The following is an 18,281-nucleotide window of genomic DNA, read 5'->3' as shown; positions in this document are numbered from 1 at the left end:
CAGCCATTGAGGCGGGGTGGCGATTGTAGACCTCTGCAGGATTTGGTCCTAGAGGGATGTCGGAAATTGAAAGATTGGAGCAAAGCTGGGGGCTTTGGGTGCATACAAATCAGTCATCGCAAGCAAGCTCGCTCCCACAGGGTTCAGCGCTGTTCTTGTGGGAGCGAGCCTGCTCGCGAAAGAGGCGACTCGGATCTGGATCAACCCTCAACCGCAGGAATATGCCCAAACATCTCCTGCACAAACGCCACGCGCTCTTTGACCGATTCGGTCACGCCACGAGCCTTCAGGTCTTCCAGTCGTGCTTCCACCGCATGAGTACGCAACGTCAGCCCGCAGTCATTGGCAATCTGGATATTCAGCCCGGGCCGGGCGTTGAGCTCAAGAATCAACGGGCCTTTTTCCTGGTCCAGGACCATGTCGACACCGATGTAGCCCAACCCGCACAACTCATGACAGCCAGCGGCGAGTTTCATGAAACCGTCCCAGTAGGGCAGTTGCACGCCATCCACTGCATTGGTGGTGTCCGGGTGTTTGTTGATGATGTTGTTCAGCCAGGTGCCGCGCAGGGTCAGGCCGGTGGCCAGATCCACACCGACGCCGATGGCGCCCTGGTGCAGGTTGGCCTTGCCGTTGGACTGACGGGTCGGCAAGCGCAGCATGGCCATCACCGGGTAGCCCATCAAAACAATGATGCGAATGTCCGGCACGCCTTCGTAACTGATGCTCTTGAAAATCTGGTCCGGAATCACGCGGTATTCGATCAGCGCCCGGTCGCGGTGGCCGCCCAGGGAATACAGGCCGGTCAGGATGCTGGAAATCTGATGCTCGATTTCTTCATGGCTGATGATTCGGCCGGACACCGAGCGATAGCGGCCTTCAAAACGGTCGGCGATGACCAGGATGCCATCGCCGCCAGCGCCCTGGGCCGGTTTGATCACGAAGTCTTTGCGCCCGCCGATGATCTCTTCGAGATTGTCGATTTCCTTCTCGGTGGAGATCACGCCATACAGCTCGGGCACATGGATGCCGGCGGCGATGGCGCGCTCCTTGGTGATGATCTTGTCATCGACGATCGGGTACAGGCTGCGCTTGTTGTACTTGAGCACATAGTCTGCGTTGCGCCGATTGATCCCCATGATGCCCCGGGCTTCCAGGGCCTTCCAGGTCTTCCAGAAGCCGAACATCAGGCGTCAGCCTTTTTCAGGAAAGCCTTGAAACGCACCAGTTCGGTCAGGCGATAACCGCGATAACGACCCATGGCGAGCATGAAACCCACCAGGATCAGCAGGATCGCCGGGAAGGTGAACACGAAGTACACCAGTTCCGGCACGGTCATGATCAGGTGCGCCAGGGACGCGGCGAACAGTGTGCCAATGGCCACTTTCATCGCATGGCCGCCGCCACGTTCTTCCCAGGTGATCGACAGGCGTTCGATGGTCATGGTCAGGATCACCATCGGGAACAGCGCCACCGACAAGCCGCGCTCCAGGCCGAGTTTGTGGCTGAACAGGCTGATGGCTGCGATCAACACCACCACAAAGGTCAGCACCACCGACAGCCTCGGCAGCATTTGCAGCTTCAGGTGTTCGAGGTAGGACCGTAGCGAGAGCCCCAGCGCCGTGATGATGGTAAACAGCATGATGCCGAAGCCGAGCTGGGTTTCGCGGAAGGCCAGGGCGATCAGCACCGGGGTGAATGTCCCCAGGGTCTGGATGCCGATCAGGTTACGCAGGATCAGGATCACCAGCACACCGATCGGGATCATCACCATGATCATGAAGGTCTGCTGGGTTTGCAGCGGCAGGCCGTACAGCGAGTATTCGAGGAAGTTGGCGTCGGTGTTTTCGTCGGTCAGCTTGGCCAGGCGAATGGCGTTCATTTCGCTGTTGTTCAGGCTGAAGGTCACGTTGGCTTTCTTGCCGCCGTCGACGGTGATCAGGTTTTCGTCGCCGGTCCACCACAGCAGGCGGTCGGTCGGCAGGCCCTGTTCACCGGTTTCCGGGTTGAAGTACAGCCAGTCGGTGCCATTGAAACTGCGCAGCCACAGTTCCGGTATTTGCGGCTGGTCGGCCACCAGACGGATGGTGTGGACCTTCTCGATCGGCACGTGGGCGATGGACAGCAGCAACTCGACGATTTTTGCCTTGTGTGCGGTGGACGGATCACCGGCCAGCAACAGCTTCACGTTGTCGTCGTTGAGGTTGTTGACCCGCTTGATGGATTCGCCGACGAAGGTTTCGACGTCGGCCGAGTGCTGGCGAATCGGCGCGAGCAGGGCTTCGGCGGCGATTTTTTCCGGACCTTCGATGGTCATGCTGTCGCGAAAGGTCGGGCCTTTGATCTTGGCTTTCTCACCGGAGTAACGCTTGGTCAGCACCAGGCGGTAATACAGCGTCTGATTGCCTTTGGCCCGGCGCGCCGACCAGGTGACCTTGCGGTTGCCATCGACCCGGTTCACGGCCACGCCGTAGTTATTGGAGATGAAGCTCTCGTTGAGGCTGACGAAGTCGCGGCTCAGCGGTGGCACGAACATCTGGATCTTGACCGGGTCCTTGGCACTGGCGACGAACTCGACCTTGGCGTCGATGTTCCACAGGTCGTCGGTTGCGTCTTCGGTCACCGGGATGCCCAGCACGAAGATCTGATAGGCCGTAACTGAAATGCCCAGCACCACCAGGATGGCGATCAGCAGTTTCAGATGAAGGGTAAGAGAGCGCATTTGAATTACTCGGCGGTATAAGCGTCGGTGGTGCAGGCGGGTTTGCCGGCAGCATATTTAAGGCTGGGGTCGACCAGTGCATCGAAGCGCTTGAGGGCTTCGGAGCCAATCAGTAGCGGGTATTGGAAAGCGCTGCGGTCGGTCAGGTTCACTTCGATGCTGCGCAGGGCCGAGCCCATGCAGATATCCAGTTCGATCACCGGACGGGCGGTGTACTTTTTGCCTTCTTCGGGAGCGTAGTCGCCGGCCCGGCGCTTGATCTTGCTGACACGGGCCAGCGGGCGTTCGATCGGGTGCGAATGGGCGGTGTCGATGGCCAGATAAAAACGTACCCACGACTCGCCGTTGCGTTTGAAACGTTTGATATCCCGCGCACTCAGGGACGCGGTTTTCGCCCCGGTGTCGAGTTTGGCCGCCACTTCCAGGTCAATGCCATTGAGCGACGCATACTCATTGAGGCCATACAGGGTCTTTTCCCCGGCCATTGTAAAACCGGGCAGGCAAAGGAAATAAAGGAAGGCAGGGAAGGGCTTGAGTCTCATAAATCCTGGTGCGCAGCGGTCCGACTTGATTCAAGGCCCTGGCATCGCTGCGCAAGCTCCCTCGTATGCCTGTCAGGTTTTCATGACAGGCAGTGCAGATGTGACAAACAAATGCGGGCGGCATTCTAGCACGGTAGTTTGATGGCGCCAGCGCTGGCCGGTGGCTATAAACAGAGGGGTTGCTTCGTTATGGTGCAGCCGGTTATCAGAAGATTGTCGACAATATCGATTTAACCTTTGACTGTGTCGCCTGTATTCGTTAGTTTTTGCGGCATTGGCTCACAAGGTGTCGACAATATGCTGGATCAACTCGATCCCCCCGTTTCAACGCAAGACGATACGGAGACCCTGTCCGAGAACGTCTTCCGTCGCATCCAGGCGGCTATCGTCAAAGGCGAGATTGCGCCGGGCAGCAAAATCTCCGAACCGGAGCTGGCGCGCACCTACGGCATCAGCCGGGGCCCGTTGCGCGAGGCCATCCACCGTCTGGAAGGCCAGCGCCTGTTGGTTCGTGTGCCGCATGTCGGCGCTCGGGTGGTGTCGCTCAATCACGCCGAACTGATTGAACTCTACGAAATCCGCGAATCCCTGGAAGGCATGGCTTGTCGCCTGGCCGCCGAGCGCATGAGCCTCGATGAAATCGACGAGCTGCGTCGGGTCCTGGAAACCCACGAGCGCGATGAGGCGTTTCAGGCCGGGAGAGGCTACTACCAGCAGGAAGGCGATTTCGACTTCCATTACCGAATCATCCAGGGCAGCGGCAACCGCACGCTGACCCAAATGCTCTGCGGCGAGCTCTATCAACTGGTGCGCATGTACCGCATCCAGTTTTCCACCACGCCCAATCGCCCGCACCAGGCATTTGCCGAGCACCACCGCATTCTCGATGCCATCGCCGACCGTGACGGTGAACTGGCCGAGTTGTTGATGCGCCGTCACATCGGCGCCTCCAAACGCAATATCGCCCGTCATTATCAGGACGGCGCTAACCCGACAGCCAAACGAGGTGAGTCATGAGTTTGAACAAGAGCACACCAGGCCAGCGTTTCCGCGATGCGGTCGCCAGCGAACACCCACTGCAAGTGGTCGGTGCGATCAACGCCAACCACGCGCTGCTGGCCAAGCGCGCCGGTTTCAAGGCGATCTACCTGTCGGGTGGCGGGGTGGCTGCCGGCTCCCTCGGCGTGCCTGACCTGGGCATCACCGGCCTGGATGACGTGCTGACCGACGTGCGCCGTATCACCGATGTTTGCGACCTGCCATTGCTGGTGGACGTGGATACCGGTTTCGGTTCCTCGGCGTTCAACGTCGCTCGCACCGTCAAGTCGATGATCAAGTTCGGCGCCGCGGCGATTCACATCGAAGACCAGGTTGGCGCCAAGCGCTGTGGGCACCGTCCTAATAAAGAGATTGTGACCCAACAGGAAATGGTCGACCGCATCAAGGCCGCCGTCGATGCGCGTACCGATGACAGCTTCGTGATCATGGCCCGTACCGACGCCCTGGCGGTGGAAGGCCTGGAGTCTGCCCTGGATCGCGCTGCTGCGTGCATCGAAGCCGGCGCCGACATGGTGTTCCCGGAAGCCATCACCGAGCTGGACATGTACAAGCTGTTCGCCAACCGCGTGAAAGCGCCGATCCTGGCCAACATCACCGAATTCGGCGCGACGCCGCTGTACACCACCGAGCAACTGGCCGCTGCCGACGTATCGCTGGTGCTGTACCCGCTGTCGGCGTTCCGTGCCATGAACAAGGCCGCAGAAAACGTCTACACCGCGATCCGTCGCGACGGCACTCAACAAAACGTCATCGACACCATGCAGACCCGCATGGAGCTTTACGATCGCATCGACTATCACACCTTCGAGCAGAAGCTCGATGCGTTGTTCGCCGCGAAGAAGTAATCGAACCTTTTATATGTAGGAGCGAGCCTGCTCGCGATGGACGTCAACGATTACGTGGTGTCCCTGATGCACCGAGGTGTTACATCCACCTTCGCGAGCAGGCTCGCTCCTACAGGTTTCTCTGACAAAAAGAATATTGGAGACAAAAAATGGCCGAAGCAAAAGTACTCAGTGGCGCCGGGCTCCGTGGCCAGGTAGCCGGGCAAACCGCACTGTCCACCGTGGGCCAGTCGGGTGCCGGTCTGACTTATCGTGGTTATGACGTTCGTGAACTGGCGGCTGACGCACAGTTCGAAGAAGTCGCCTACCTGCTGCTGTATGGCGAGCTGCCGAGCAAAGCACAACTGAACGCCTACATCGACAAGCTGAGCAAGCTGCGTGACCTGCCGCAAGCCTTGAAGGAAGTGCTGGAACGCATCCCCGCCGACGCCCACCCGATGGACGTTATGCGCAGCGGTTGCTCGTTCCTCGGCAACCTGGAACCGGAGAACGACTTCTCTGAGCAGCACGACAAGACCGACCGCCTGCTGGCCGCGTTCCCGGCGATCATGACTTACTGGTATCACTTCAGCCACGAAGGCAAGCGCATCGATTGCGTGAGCGACGAGCAGTCCATCGGCGGCCACTTCCTGCACCTGCTGCACGGCAAGAAGCCGAGCGAACTGCACGTCAAGGTGATGAACGTTTCGCTGATTCTCTACGCGGAGCACGAGTTCAACGCCTCGACCTTCACCGCACGTGTTTGCGCGTCGACCCTGTCCGACCTGTATTCGTGCATCACCGCGGCCATCGGCTCGCTGCGCGGCCCGCTGCACGGTGGCGCCAACGAAGCGGCGATGGAAATGATCGAGCGTTTCTCGTCGCCGGAAGACGCGATCAAAGGCACCCTCGGCATGCTCGAGCGCAAGGACAAGATCATGGGCTTCGGCCACGCGATCTATAAGGACAACGATCCGCGTAACGAGGTGATCAAGGGCTGGTCGAAAAAGCTCGCTGACGAAGTGGGTGACAAGGTGTTGTTCCCGGTGTCCGAAGCCATCGACAAGACCATGTGGGAGCAGAAGAAACTGTTCCCGAACGCCGACTTCTACCATGCCTCGGCGTACCACTTCATGGGCATTCCGACCAAATTGTTCACGCCGATTTTCGTCTGCTCGCGCCTGACCGGCTGGGCCGCCCACGTGTACGAACAGCGTGCCAACAACCGCATCATCCGTCCAAGCGCCGAGTACGTAGGCGTTGAACAGCGCAAGTTCGTACCCATCGAACAACGCTGAATGGTGGAGGTCGGCACCGGGATCTGAGTTCAAAGCAGATCCCTGTAGGAGCGAGCCTGCTCGCGATGACGGACTGACATTCAACATCAATGTCACCAGTTACATCGCTATCGCGAGCAGGCTCGCTCCTACAGTGGATTGCATTGGCTTCGAAGCCGGTGCCAGGCCCCACCTTTTGTAACTACCGTGACCGAGTCCTGACGATGAACACTGAATTCCGTAAACCGCTGCCCGGCAGCCACCTGGATTACTTCGATGTCCGCGCAGCGGTCGAGGCGATCCAGCCTGGCGCCTACGACACCCTGCCGTACACCTCCCGCGTGCTGGCGGAAAACCTTGTGCGTCGCTGCGACCCGGCCACGCTCACCGAATCCCTGAAGCAATTCATCGAACGCAGGCGCGACCTCGACTTCCCGTGGTTCCCGGCCCGCGTGGTGTGCCACGACATTCTCGGGCAGACCGCGCTGGTCGACCTCGCCGGCCTGCGTGACGCCATTGCACTGCAGGGCGGTGACCCGGCACAAGTCAACCCGGTGGTGCCGACGCAACTGATCGTCGACCACTCCCTGGCCGTCGAGCGCGGCGGTTTCGATCCAGAGGCGTTCGAGAAGAACCGCGCCATCGAAGACCGTCGCAACGAAGACCGTTTCCACTTCATCAACTGGACCAAGAAGGCGTTCAAGAACGTCGACGTGATCCCGCCGGGCAACGGCATCATGCACCAGATCAACCTGGAGAAAATGTCTCCGGTGATCCAGGTGCGAGACGGCGTGGCCTTCCCTGATACCTGCGTCGGCACCGACAGCCACACCCCGCACGTCGATGCGTTGGGCGTGATCGCCATCGGTGTTGGTGGTCTCGAAGCCGAAAGCGTGATGCTCGGCCGCGCATCGTGGATGCGTCTGCCGGAAAGCGTTGGCGTCGAATTGACTGGCAAGTTGCAACCGGGCATCACCGCCACCGACATGGTGCTGGCGCTGACCGAGTTCCTGCGCAAGCAAAAAGTGGTCGGTGCATGGCTGGAATTCTTCGGTGAGGGCGCATCAAAGCTGACCCTCGGCGACCGCGCGACCATCTCCAACATGGCCCCGGAATACGGCGCCACCGCGGCGATGTTCTACATCGACCAACAGACCATCGACTACCTCAAACTCACCGGCCGTGAAGACGAGCAGGTGCAGTTGGTCGAGAACTACGCCAGGCAGACCGGCCTGTGGGCTGACAGCCTCAAAGGTGCGCAATACGAGCGCGGCCTGACCTTCGACCTGTCTTCGGTGGTGCGCAACATGGCTGGCCCGAGCAACCCGCACGCTCGTGTCGCGGTTTCGGATCTGGCAGCCAAAGGCATCTCCGGCAAATGGGACGATGTGCCGGGTCAAATGCCGGATGGCGCGGTGATCATCGCCGCCATCACCAGCTGCACCAACACCAGCAACCCGCGCAACGTGATTGCCGCCGGCCTGCTGGCGCGCAACGCCAACAAGCTCGGCCTGACTCGCAAGCCGTGGGTCAAGTCGTCCCTGGCACCGGGTTCGAAAACCGTCGCGCTGTACCTCGACGAAGCCGGCCTGACCGATGAGCTGGACAAACTCGGCTTCGGCGTCGTGGCTTTCGCCTGCACCACCTGCAACGGCATGTCCGGCGCACTGGACCCGGTGATCCAGCAAGAGATCATCGACCGCGACCTGTACGCCACGGCCGTGTTGTCCGGTAACCGCAACTTCGACGGGCGGATCCACCCGTACGCCAAGCAGGCGTTCCTCGCGTCGCCGCCATTGGTGGTTGCTTATGCCATCGCTGGCACCATCCGTTTCGACATCGAAAAAGATGTTCTGGGCGTGGTGGATGGCAAGGAAATCCGCCTGAAAGACATCTGGCCGAGCGACGAAGAAATCGACTCGGTGGTGAAAGCCTCGGTGAAACCTGAGCAGTTCCGCCAGGTGTACATCCCGATGTTCGCCATCCACGAAGACACCGGCCCGAAAGTCGCGCCGCTGTACGACTGGCGCGAAATGAGCACCTACATCCGCCGTCCGCCGTACTGGGAAGGCGCGCTGGCCGGCGCTCGTCCGCTCAAGGGCATGCGCCCTCTGGCGGTACTGCCGGACAACATCACCACCGATCACCTGTCGCCATCCAACGCCATCATGCTCGACAGCGCCGCCGGCGAATACCTGGCGAAAATGGGCCTGCCGGAAGAGGACTTCAACTCTTACGCGACTCACCGTGGTGACCACCTGACCGCGCAACGCGCCACCTTCGCCAACCCGAAACTGTTCAACGAAATGGTTCAGGAAAACGGCAAGGTCAAGCAGGGTTCGCTGGCCCGTGTCGAGCCGGAAGGCAAAGTGATGCGCATGTGGGAAGCCATCGAAACCTACATGGATCGCAAGCAGCCGCTGATCATCATCGCCGGCGCCGACTACGGGCAGGGATCGTCTCGCGACTGGGCGGCCAAGGGCGTGCGCCTGGCGGGTGTGGAAGCGATTGCCGCCGAAGGTTTCGAGCGCATTCACCGCACCAACCTGGTGGGCATGGGCGTGTTGCCGCTGGAGTTCAAACCGGGCACCAACCGTCACAGCCTGGCCATCGACGGCAGTGAAACCTACGACGTGATTGGCGACCGCACTCCGCGTGCAGACCTGACGCTGGTGATCCATCGCAAGAACGGCGAACGCGTCGATGTGCCGGTGACCTGCCGCCTCGACACCGCTGAAGAAGTGTCGATCTACGAGGCCGGCGGCGTGTTGCAACGCTTTGCCCAGGACTTCCTCGAAGAGTCGGCGGTCGCCGTTTAATACAGGCTGTACGGACACGGGACCTTGGGTCCCGTGTCTCATCTCAAGGAGTAACGAGCACCATGGCTCACGCAGCTCAAATCAAGATACCCGCGACATACATGCGCGGCGGCACCAGCAAAGGCGTGTTTTTCAGCCTCAAGGATTTGCCTGAAGCGGCACAGGTCCCAGGCCCGGCCCGCGACGCTTTGCTGCTGCGCGTAATCGGCAGCCCCGACCCGTACGACAAACAAATCGACGGCATGGGCGGCGCGACCTCCAGCACCAGCAAAACCGTGATTCTGTCGAAAAGCATCAAGGCCGATCACGACGTCGATTACCTGTTCGGACAGGTGTCGATCGACAAGCCGTTCGTCGACTGGAGCGGCAACTGCGGCAACCTGTCGGCGGCAGTCGGTTCGTTCGCCGTCAGCAACGGTCTGGTGGACGCCAGCCGCATCCCGCACAACGGCGTGGCGGTGGTTCGCGTGTGGCAGGCCAACATCGGCAAGACCATCATCGCCCACGTGCCGATCACCAACGGAGAAGTGCAGGAAACCGGCGATTTCGAACTCGACGGCGTGACCTTCCCTGCGGCCGAAGTGCAGATCGAGTTCCTCGACCCTGCGGCGGATGAAGAGGGCGGCGGCGGTTCGATGTTCCCTACCGGCAACCTCGTGGATGACCTGGAAGTACCCGGCGTCGGTACCTTCAAGGCGACCATGATCAACGCCGGCATCCCGACGATTTTCGTCAATGCCGAAGACATCGGCTACAAGGGCACCGAGTTGCAGGGCGCGATCAATGGCGACCCGAAAGCCTTGCTGATGTTCGAAACCATCCGTGCCTACGGCGCGCTGCGCATGGGGCTGATTTCGAACATCGACGAAGCGGCCAAGCGGCAGCACACGCCGAAGGTGGCCTTCGTGGCCAAGCCTGCGGATTACGTGGCCTCAAGCGGCAAGGCGATTGCGGCAGGCGATGTCGATCTGCTGGTGCGTGCACTGTCCATGGGTAAATTGCACCACGCGATGATGGGCACGGCGGCGGTGGCGATCGGCACGGCGGCAGCGATTTCCGGCACTTTGGTCAACCTCGCGGCGGGCGGTATCGAACGCAATGCGGTGCGCTTCGGCCACCCGTCCGGCACCCTGCGTGTCGGCGCCGAGGCCAGTCAGGTCAATGGCGAATGGACCGTGAACAAGGCGATCATGAGCCGCAGTGCGCGAGTGTTGATGGAAGGTTATGTTCGTGTGCCGGGTGACTCGTTCTAATACGGCACCGAACCATGTAGGAGCTGCCCTGAACCGAGGTCTCATCAACGACCCATTTCACAGAGTGAATCGAACATGAGTGCCAACGTCGACCTGAACAACCGCCCCGACTACGACAAGGTCCTGCAGGACATTGCCGATTACGTTCTCAACTTCAAGATCGAGTCCGAAGAGGCGCTGGATACCGCGCGCAACTGTCTGATCGATACCTTGGGTTGTGGCTTGCTGGCCCTGCGTTTTCCGGAGTGCACCAAGCATCTGGGGCCTGCGGTCGAAGGCACCGTCGTACCGTTTGGCGCCCGTGTGCCGGGCACCAGTTACCGGCTCGATCCGGTGAAGGCAGCGTGGGACATCGGCTGCATCGTGCGCTGGCTCGACTACAACGACACCTGGCTTGCGGCCGAGTGGGGGCATCCGTCGGATAACCTCGGCGGCATTCTCGCGGTGGCCGACCACCTGTCGCAAAAGCGCCTGGCCAATGGCGAGGCGCCGCTGACCGTTCGCACGGTGCTTGAATCGATGATCATGGCCCACGAGATTCAAGGCGTGATCGCCCTTGAGAATTCGTTCAACCGCGTCGGCCTCGATCACGTGATTCTGGTGAAAGTCGCCTCGACTGCGGTTACGGCCAAGCTGATGGGCGCCAATCGCGAGCAGTTGTTGTCGGCGTTGTCCCACGCCTTTGCCGACGGTCAGGCCTTGCGCACGTACCGGCATGCGCCGAATGCCGGCTCGCGCAAGTCCTGGGCGGCGGGCGATGCGTCCAGTCGTGGCGTGCGCCTGGCGGACATCGCGATGCGTGGCGAGATGGGCATCCCCGGCATATTGAGTGCCAAACAGTGGGGTTTTTACGACGTACTGTTCAGCCACACCAATAGCGATCTGGCACTCAAGCCTGAAGACAAGCGCGGGTTCAGTTTCTCGCGGCCGTACGGCAGTTATGTGATGGAAAACGTGCTGTTCAAGATCAGTTTTCCGGCCGAGTTCCATGCGCAAACGGCCTGCGAAGCGGCGGTGACCTTGCATCCGCAAGTGCGTAATCGACTGCACGAAATCGCCAGGATCGTCATCACCACCCATGAATCGGCGATTCGCATCATTTCCAAAGTCGGTCCATTGGCAAATGCCGCCGACCGCGATCACTGCATCCAGTACATGACCGCTGTGCCGCTGGCCTTCGGCAATCTGGTGGCGGAGCACTACGAGGACGATTTCCACAAGGCGCATCCGATCATCGATGTGCTGCGCGACAAGATGGTTATCGTCGAGGAACCACGTTACACCCGTGAATATCTGGAGGCCGACAAGCGCTCCATTGCCAATGCGGTGCAGGTGTTTTTCAAGGATGGCTCCAGTACGGATAACGTCGTGGTGGAGTACCCGATCGGGCATCGTCGACGCCGGGTTGAAGGTATCCCGTTGCTGGAGGAGAAATTCAGGGCGAACTTGCTGACACGATTCACCGGTCAGCGCAGCGAAGAGATTTTTGCGCTGTGCAAGGATCGGGCGCGGCTAGAGGCTACGCCGGTGAACCGGTTTGTGGATCTATTCGTGATTTAGAGAGATCCCTGTAGGGGCGTGTCGAGAGTTACTTGAACCGCCGCTCCACACCTTTCTCCACCAGAATCTTCGCGGAGATTTCTTCCACGGAAAAATGCGTGGAGTTGATGTGCGGGATGTTTGCGCGGCGGAACAGGTTCTCGACCTCGCGCACTTCGAACTCGCACTGGGCGTAGCTCGAATAGCGGCTGTTGGGTTTGCGCTCGTTGCGGATCGCGGTGAGGCGGTCCGGGTCGATGGTCAGGCCGAACAGCTTGTGCTGGTGGGCGCGCAGGGCGTTTGGCAGTTGCAGGCGTTCCATGTCGTCTTCGGTCAGCGGGTAGTTGGCTGCGCGGATACCGAATTGCATCGCCATGTACAGACACGTCGGCGTCTTACCACATCGCGACACGCCCACTAGTATCAGATCGGCCTTGTCGTAATAGTGCGTGCGGGCGCCATCGTCGTTGTCGAGGGCGAAGTTCACCGCTTCGATACGCTCCATGTAATTGGTGTTGGAGCCGATGGAGTGGGATTTGCCCACGGTGTAGGAAGAATGCTCGGTCAGTTCCTGTTCAAGTGGTGCCAGGAACGTCGAGAATATGTCGATCATGAAACCATTCGAGGTTGCGAGAATCTCACGAATGTCCTGATTGACGATGGTGTCGAAGATAATCGGACGGAAGCCGTCTGTTTCGGCGGCTTTGTTGATTTGTTGTACCATGGCCCGCGCTTTGTCCACGTTGTCGATATACGGCCGCGTGACTTTGCTGAAGGCAATGTTTTCGAACTGCGCCAGAAGGCTTTGACCCAGGGTTTCGGCGGTAATGCCGGTACCATCGGAGATAAAGAAAGCAGATCGTTTCATTTGCACCTTGGGCCTTAAGCTAGTGACGAATCTTGGATATGATAGGCGCGATTTGCCGGCCGCCATTGGCCCGCATTCTCACTTATTTTCCAGGTCCAGGCCATATGGCCGGCAAACGCTCCCCCGAGCAGCCGGTTTTGAGCTTTTCCAACACAGTTAGTGGAGAGATCACCTTGGTAGAGTACGTAGTTTCCCTCGATAAGCTCGGCGTCCATGATGTAGAGCATGTGGGGGGCAAGAACGCATCCCTCGGCGAGATGATCAGCAATCTGGCAGGCGCTGGTGTATCGGTGCCCGGTGGCTTCGCCACGACCGCTCAGGCTTATCGTGATTTCCTGGAGTTGAGCGGCCTGAACCAGCAGATTCATGACGCCCTCGATGCCCTGGACGTCGATGACGTGAATGCCCTGGCCAAGACCGGTGCCCAGATCCGCCAGTGGATCATGGAAGCCGAGTTTCCTGAAAAGCTGAATGCCGAAATCCGCACCGCGTTCGCCACGCTGTCCGCCGGCAACCCTGACATGGCCGTGGCCGTGCGTTCTTCCGCCACCGCCGAAGACCTGCCGGACGCTTCCTTCGCCGGCCAGCAGGAAACCTTCCTGAACATCCGTGGTGTCGAAAACGTCATTCGCGCCGCCAAAGAGGTGTTCGCCTCGCTGTTCAACGACCGCGCCATTTCCTATCGCGTGCACCAGGGCTTCGACCACAAGCTGGTTGCCCTGTCCGCTGGCGTGCAGCGCATGGTCCGTTCCGAAACCGGTACCGCCGGCGTGATGTTCACCCTCGATACCGAATCGGGCTTCCGTGACGTGGTATTCATCACCGGCGCCTACGGCCTGGGTGAAACCGTCGTACAGGGCGCGGTGAACCCGGATGAGTTCTACGTCCACAAGGGTACGCTGGCTGCCGGTCGTCCGGCCATCCTGCGCCGCAACCTGGGCAGCAAGGCCATCAAGATGATCTACGGCGACGAAGCCAAGGCCGGTCGTTCGGTCAAGACCGTCGACGTGGACAAGGCCGATCGCGCACGTTTCTGCCTGACCGACGCCGAAGTCAGCGAGCTGGCCAAGCAGGCGATGATCATCGAGAAGCACTACAAGTGCCCGATGGACATCGAGTGGGCCAAGGACGGTGACGACGGCAAGCTGTACATCGTGCAGGCCCGTCCGGAGACCGTGAAGAGCCGCACCCAGGCCAACGTCATGGAACGTTACCTGTTGAAAGAAACCGGCACTGTGCTGGTGGAAGGCCGCGCCATCGGCCAGCGCATCGGCGCCGGCAAGGTCCGCATCATCAAGGACGTGTCCGAGATGGACAAGGTCCAGCCAGGCGATGTACTGGTTTCCGACATGACCGACCCGGACTGGGAACCGGTCATGAAGCGCGCCAGCGCGATCGTCACCAACCGTGGTGGCCGTACTTGCCACGCGGCGATCATTGCCCGTGAGCTGGGTATCCCGGCAGTAGTAGGTTGCGGCAACGCCACCCAGCTGTTGAAAGACGGCCAGGGCGTGACCGTTTCCTGTGCTGAAGGCGACACCGGTTTCATCTTCGAAGGCGAACTGGGCTTCGACATCAAGAAGAACTCCGTGGACGCCATGCCTGAGCTGCCGTTCAAGATCATGATGAACGTCGGCAACCCGGACCGCGCCTTCGACTTCGCGCAACTGCCGAACGCCGGTGTGGGCCTGGCCCGTCTGGAGTTCATCATCAACCGCATGATCGGCGTGCACCCCAAGGCACTGCTGAACTACGACGGCCTGCCGCAGGACATCAAGGAAAGCGTCGACAAGCGCATCGCCGGTTACGACGATCCGGTCGGCTTCTACGTCGAGAAGCTGGTTGAAGGCATCAGCACCCTGGCCGCTGCGTTCTGGCCGAAAAAGGTCATCGTGCGTCTGTCGGACTTCAAGTCCAACGAATACGCCAACCTGATCGGCGGCAAGCTGTACGAGCCGGAAGAAGAGAACCCGATGCTGGGCTTCCGCGGTGCGTCGCGCTACATCAGCGAATCGTTCCGTGACTGCTTCGAACTCGAGTGCCGCGCTCTGAAGCGTGTGCGCAACGAGATGGGCCTGACCAACGTCGAAATCATGGTGCCGTTCGTCCGTACCCTGGGCGAAGCGAGCCAGGTGGTCGATCTGCTGGCAGAAAACGGTCTGGCTCGTGGTCAGAACGGCCTGCGCGTGATCATGATGTGCGAACTGCCGTCCAACGCGATCCTGGCGGAAGAATTCCTCGAGTTCTTCGACGGTTTCTCCATCGGCTCCAACGACCTGACCCAGCTGACCCTGGGCCTGGACCGTGACTCCGGCATCATCGCCCACCTGTTCGACGAGCGTAATCCGGCAGTCAAGAAGCTGTTGGCCAATGCCATTGCCGCGTGCAACAAGGCCGGCAAATACATCGGCATCTGCGGTCAGGGCCCTTCGGACCACCCGGACCTGGCCAAGTGGCTGATGGAGCAGGGCATTGAAAGTGTTTCGTTGAACCCGGACTCCGTACTGGAAACCTGGTTCTTCCTGGCGGAAGGTCAAGCTTCGGCTTGATCCGCTCTCTGTGGGAGCGAGCCTGCTCGCGATGGTCGTAAACGATAACGCGTGTTTTCTGGATAAACGCGTTGTTCTGGAGTCCATCGCGAGCAGGCTCGCTCCCACACGGGGCGGTGCCTTTAAGATTCAAGCAGGGCGGGCTCCATCTGGATGCCGCCCTTTTTTGTGCAAGAGATTATGCAAAGCAGCAGCAACCTATTTCCTGTCGCTCTGATCAGCGCCGAACGGCGCGGTGATCTGAGCGAAGATGTCTATCGTTTGAAACCCGGTAACAGCCCCGACTTCACCGTCGAACTGGCTGTGACGCGTCTTGGCATGGCCGATGAGTCGTCCTCCCGTGGCGTGCCGGTAATCCTGCTGCACGGCAGCTTTTCCAATCGCCGGTTCTGGTTTTCCCCCAAAGGCATCGGGCTTGGCGCTTACCTGGCTCGCCTGGGGTTCGACGTCTGGATTCCGGAAATGCGCGGTCACGGCTTGTCCCAGCGTAACCACGATTACCGCAAGAATCGTGTTGCCGACTACGCACGCTATGACCTGCCGGCCATCGGTGCATTTGTCCGTGAACAGAGCGGGCAGGTGCCGCACTGGATCGGTCACTCACTGGGCGGTACTACACTGGCCGCAGCGCTGGGCGGCGAGTACATCGGTGAGCCGGTGGTGGCTTCCGCGGCGTTTTTCGGCACCCAGGTGAGTCGCACTTACTGGCCATTGAAGATTCCACCGGTGGAGTGGAGCGGTCGCTTCATTCTCAAGCGTTTTGCTCAATTGTCCGGTTCACGCCTCAAGCGCGGCCCGGAGGACGAGCCCATCGGCCTGGCCCTGGAAAGCATGCGCTGGTTTGGCTTGTTCGGGCGCTTCGGCGATGCCGACAAGGACTGGTGGGCAGGCCTGGCCGAGGTCAAGTTGCCCGTACTGGCGGTCAGTGCCGCGGGTGATCATCAGGACCCGGCCTGGGCGTGTCGCAAGTTGTTCGATCAGGTCGGTTCGCAGCACAAGCAATTCATCAATCTGGGGCGTGAGCAGGGCTTCGGCGACAATTTCGGTCACGTGGAAATGCTCGTCAGCAAGGCAGCCCAGGCTGAAGTCTGGCCATTGGTGACTCGTTGGCTGGCTGATCAGCAGACACCTTTGCCGGGAGCACAACAGGATTTGGCCGCGGCAATCTGAGCCTGACGCTCTAACAAGGGCATTTCGCTCTGATCGGCTTGCGGCTAAGATATGACGCATTGAGCTGTTCCGGTCACTTTGCGTGACTGAGTCATCACCGATGTTCGTGCTGTCTTCCTCTTTTCAGGAGTTTCTCGATGATCCATTACCTCACGCCTGACCTGTGCGACGCCTATCCGGAACTGGTGCAGGTGCTGGAACCGATGTTCAGCAATTTCGGCGGACGTGATTCGTTCGGCGGCGAAATCGTGACCATCAAGTGCTTCGAAGACAACTCGCGGGTCAAGGAGCAAGTCGAGCTCAAGGGGGATGGCAAAGTGCTGGTGGTAGACGGTGGCGGTTCCCTGCGTCATGCGTTGCTGGGTGACATGCTGGCCGAGAAAGCCGCGAAAAACGGTTGGGAAGGGCTGGTGATCTACGGTTGCATCCGTGACGTCGATATCATCGCACAGACCGATCTGGGCGTTCAGGCCCTCGCCAGCCACCCGAGGAAATCCGACAGGCGCGGGCTCGGCGATCTCAACGTTGCCGTGACCTTCGCCGGCGTGACCTTCCACCCGGGTCATTACATCTATGCGGACAACAACGGCGTGATCATCTCGCCAAGCCCGCTGAAAATGCCTGAATAAAGCGCTGGTCGACCAAAGGAGTGCGGATGTTCGAGGAAGAAAACGCGCAATGGGGGCTGGTGCATGCCCTGGTGCTGGACGGTAGAGGCGGCGCGCGTTCGATTGCCCGGACTGAACTCGATGACTTGCAGCTGCAGGCCCATGAAAGCCTGTGGCTGCACTGGGATCGCAGTCATCCGCAAACCCGGACCTGGTTGCGCAAATCCAGCGGTCTGAGCGAATTCAGCTGTGACTTGTTGCTCGAAGAAAACACTCGTCCGCGACTTGTACAGCTTTCAGACAGCGAACTGCTGCTATTTTTGCGCGGGGTCAATCTGAACCCCGGTGCCGAGCCCGAAGACATGGTGTCGGTGCGGATCTTCGGCTCTGCCCAGCGTGTCATTTCCCTGCGTTTGCGTCCGTTGCGTGCCACTGACGAGTTGCTGGTGCAACTGTCCGAAGGCAAGGGGCCGAAAACTGCCTCCGAACTCATCCTTTGCATGGCGCAATACCTCACCAACAAGGTGCAGGATCTGGTCAGCTGTCTCTCGGAAGTGGTCGATGAGGAAGAAGAAAAACTGGATGCCGACGAACGGTATACTCCTGAGCACGGATCGGTTTTGCAGATTCGTCGAAGGGCGGCTGCGTTGAAGCGCTTTCTTGCTCCGCAGCGGGATATTTTCGGGCAGTTGACGCGGATCAAATTGCCCTGGTTCGTCGAGGACGATGGTGATTACTGGAACGAATTGAACAATAGCCTGACCCGCTACCTCGAAGAGCTGGAATTGACCCGGGAGCGGGTGGGGCTGGTCCTGGAAGCGGAAGATCGCCGGTTGAGCGTGCGCATGAACCGCACGATGTATCGCTTTGGCATCATCACCGGGATCTTTTTGCCCATGAGTTTTCTGACCGGGCTTTTGGGGATCAACGTCGGTGGAATCCCGTTCTCTGCCAGCCCTTATGGCTTTCTGATCGCCTGCCTGATGATGGTCTCGGTGGCGCTGGGGCAGTGGTGGTTATTCCGACGTTTGCGCTGGGTCTGAAGGAAACC

General features: G+C 59.9%; 14 protein-coding genes. 10 read left to right on the top strand and 4 right to left on the bottom strand.

Features of this window, described 5'->3' with window-relative positions:
• Positions 1 to 200: 200 nt before the first annotated feature.
• The 3 genes from C8K63_RS23930 to C8K63_RS23920 are packed head-to-tail and all read right to left on the bottom strand — an operon-like array spanning position 201 to position 3,264.
• The gene (locus C8K63_RS23930; RefSeq protein ID WP_108218927.1) at positions 201 to 1,187 is read right to left on the bottom strand and encodes an alpha-L-glutamate ligase-like protein; all 987 of its coding nucleotides are present in this window, start codon (positions 1,185 to 1,187) and stop codon (positions 201 to 203) included.
• Positions 1,187 to 2,722 carry an inactive transglutaminase family protein gene (locus tag C8K63_RS23925; protein ID WP_108218926.1) on the bottom strand — a complete coding sequence of 512 codons (1,536 nt, stop codon included), beginning with the start codon at positions 2,720 to 2,722 and terminating at the stop codon, positions 1,187 to 1,189. The genes C8K63_RS23930 and C8K63_RS23925 overlap by 1 nt, the downstream gene beginning before the upstream one ends.
• A 5-nt stretch (positions 2,723 to 2,727) precedes the next feature.
• The gene (locus C8K63_RS23920) at positions 2,728 to 3,264 is read right to left on the bottom strand and encodes an ATP-dependent zinc protease (RefSeq protein WP_108218925.1); all 537 of its coding nucleotides are present in this window, start codon (positions 3,262 to 3,264) and stop codon (positions 2,728 to 2,730) included.
• A gap of 297 nt (positions 3,265 to 3,561) precedes the next feature.
• Between C8K63_RS23920 and C8K63_RS23915 the strand changes: the two genes are divergently transcribed.
• From C8K63_RS23915 to prpD, 6 genes are all read left to right on the top strand, one after another.
• Positions 3,562 to 4,281: a GntR family transcriptional regulator gene (locus C8K63_RS23915; RefSeq protein ID WP_108218924.1), complete on the top strand. Its 720-nt coding sequence runs from the start codon at positions 3,562 to 3,564 to the stop codon at positions 4,279 to 4,281.
• Positions 4,278 to 5,168: a methylisocitrate lyase gene (prpB, locus tag C8K63_RS23910; protein WP_108218923.1), complete on the top strand. Its 891-nt coding sequence runs from the start codon at positions 4,278 to 4,280 to the stop codon at positions 5,166 to 5,168. Before C8K63_RS23915 ends, prpB begins: the two co-directional genes overlap by 4 nt.
• 149 nt (positions 5,169 to 5,317) lie before the next feature.
• Positions 5,318 to 6,445 (top strand): 2-methylcitrate synthase, encoded by a 1,128-nt coding sequence (gene prpC, locus C8K63_RS23905; RefSeq protein ID WP_108218922.1) that lies wholly within the window; start codon positions 5,318 to 5,320, stop codon positions 6,443 to 6,445.
• A gap of 203 nt (positions 6,446 to 6,648) precedes the next feature.
• Complete coding sequence (gene acnD / locus C8K63_RS23900) at positions 6,649 to 9,243, top strand: Fe/S-dependent 2-methylisocitrate dehydratase AcnD (RefSeq protein WP_108218921.1); 2,595 nt, start codon at positions 6,649 to 6,651, stop codon at positions 9,241 to 9,243.
• Between the two features lie 62 nt (positions 9,244 to 9,305).
• On the top strand, positions 9,306 to 10,496 hold the full coding sequence (gene prpF / locus C8K63_RS23895; RefSeq protein ID WP_108218920.1) for a 2-methylaconitate cis-trans isomerase PrpF: 1,191 nt from the start codon (positions 9,306 to 9,308) through the stop codon (positions 10,494 to 10,496).
• Between the two features lie 75 nt (positions 10,497 to 10,571).
• Positions 10,572 to 12,056, top strand: coding sequence for a 2-methylcitrate dehydratase (prpD, locus tag C8K63_RS23890; RefSeq protein ID WP_108218919.1), 1,485 nt, complete (start codon positions 10,572 to 10,574; stop codon positions 12,054 to 12,056).
• A gap of 28 nt (positions 12,057 to 12,084) precedes the next feature.
• Here the strand turns inward: prpD and C8K63_RS23885 are convergent, their stop codons facing one another.
• Complete coding sequence (locus C8K63_RS23885) at positions 12,085 to 12,903, bottom strand: pyruvate, water dikinase regulatory protein (protein WP_108218918.1); 819 nt, start codon at positions 12,901 to 12,903, stop codon at positions 12,085 to 12,087.
• Positions 12,904 to 13,076: 173 nt separating this feature from the next.
• Between C8K63_RS23885 and ppsA the strand changes: the two genes are divergently transcribed.
• The 4 genes from ppsA (at position 13,077) to C8K63_RS23860 (ending at position 18,273) form a co-directional block, all read left to right on the top strand.
• Positions 13,077 to 15,452, top strand: coding sequence for a phosphoenolpyruvate synthase (gene ppsA, locus C8K63_RS23880; protein ID WP_108218917.1), 2,376 nt, complete (start codon positions 13,077 to 13,079; stop codon positions 15,450 to 15,452).
• Between the two features lie 180 nt (positions 15,453 to 15,632).
• Complete coding sequence (locus tag C8K63_RS23870; protein ID WP_108218915.1) at positions 15,633 to 16,622, top strand: alpha/beta fold hydrolase; 990 nt, start codon at positions 15,633 to 15,635, stop codon at positions 16,620 to 16,622.
• 140 nt (positions 16,623 to 16,762) lie between these two features.
• A complete protein-coding gene (gene rraA / locus C8K63_RS23865) occupies positions 16,763 to 17,251 on the top strand; it encodes a ribonuclease E activity regulator RraA (RefSeq protein ID WP_177318800.1) in 489 nt (162 codons plus the stop codon).
• Positions 17,252 to 17,277: 26 nt separating this feature from the next.
• A complete protein-coding gene (locus C8K63_RS23860) occupies positions 17,278 to 18,273 on the top strand; it encodes a zinc transporter ZntB (RefSeq protein WP_108218914.1) in 996 nt (331 codons plus the stop codon).
• Positions 18,274 to 18,281: the final 8 nt, after the last annotated feature.

This window comes from Pseudomonas sp. GV085 (assembly GCF_003050925.1).
Taxonomy (GTDB): domain Bacteria; phylum Pseudomonadota; class Gammaproteobacteria; order Pseudomonadales; family Pseudomonadaceae; genus Aquipseudomonas.
Note: the sequence above shows the minus strand (reverse complement) of the source record. Positions and strands in the feature narration are given on the sequence as shown.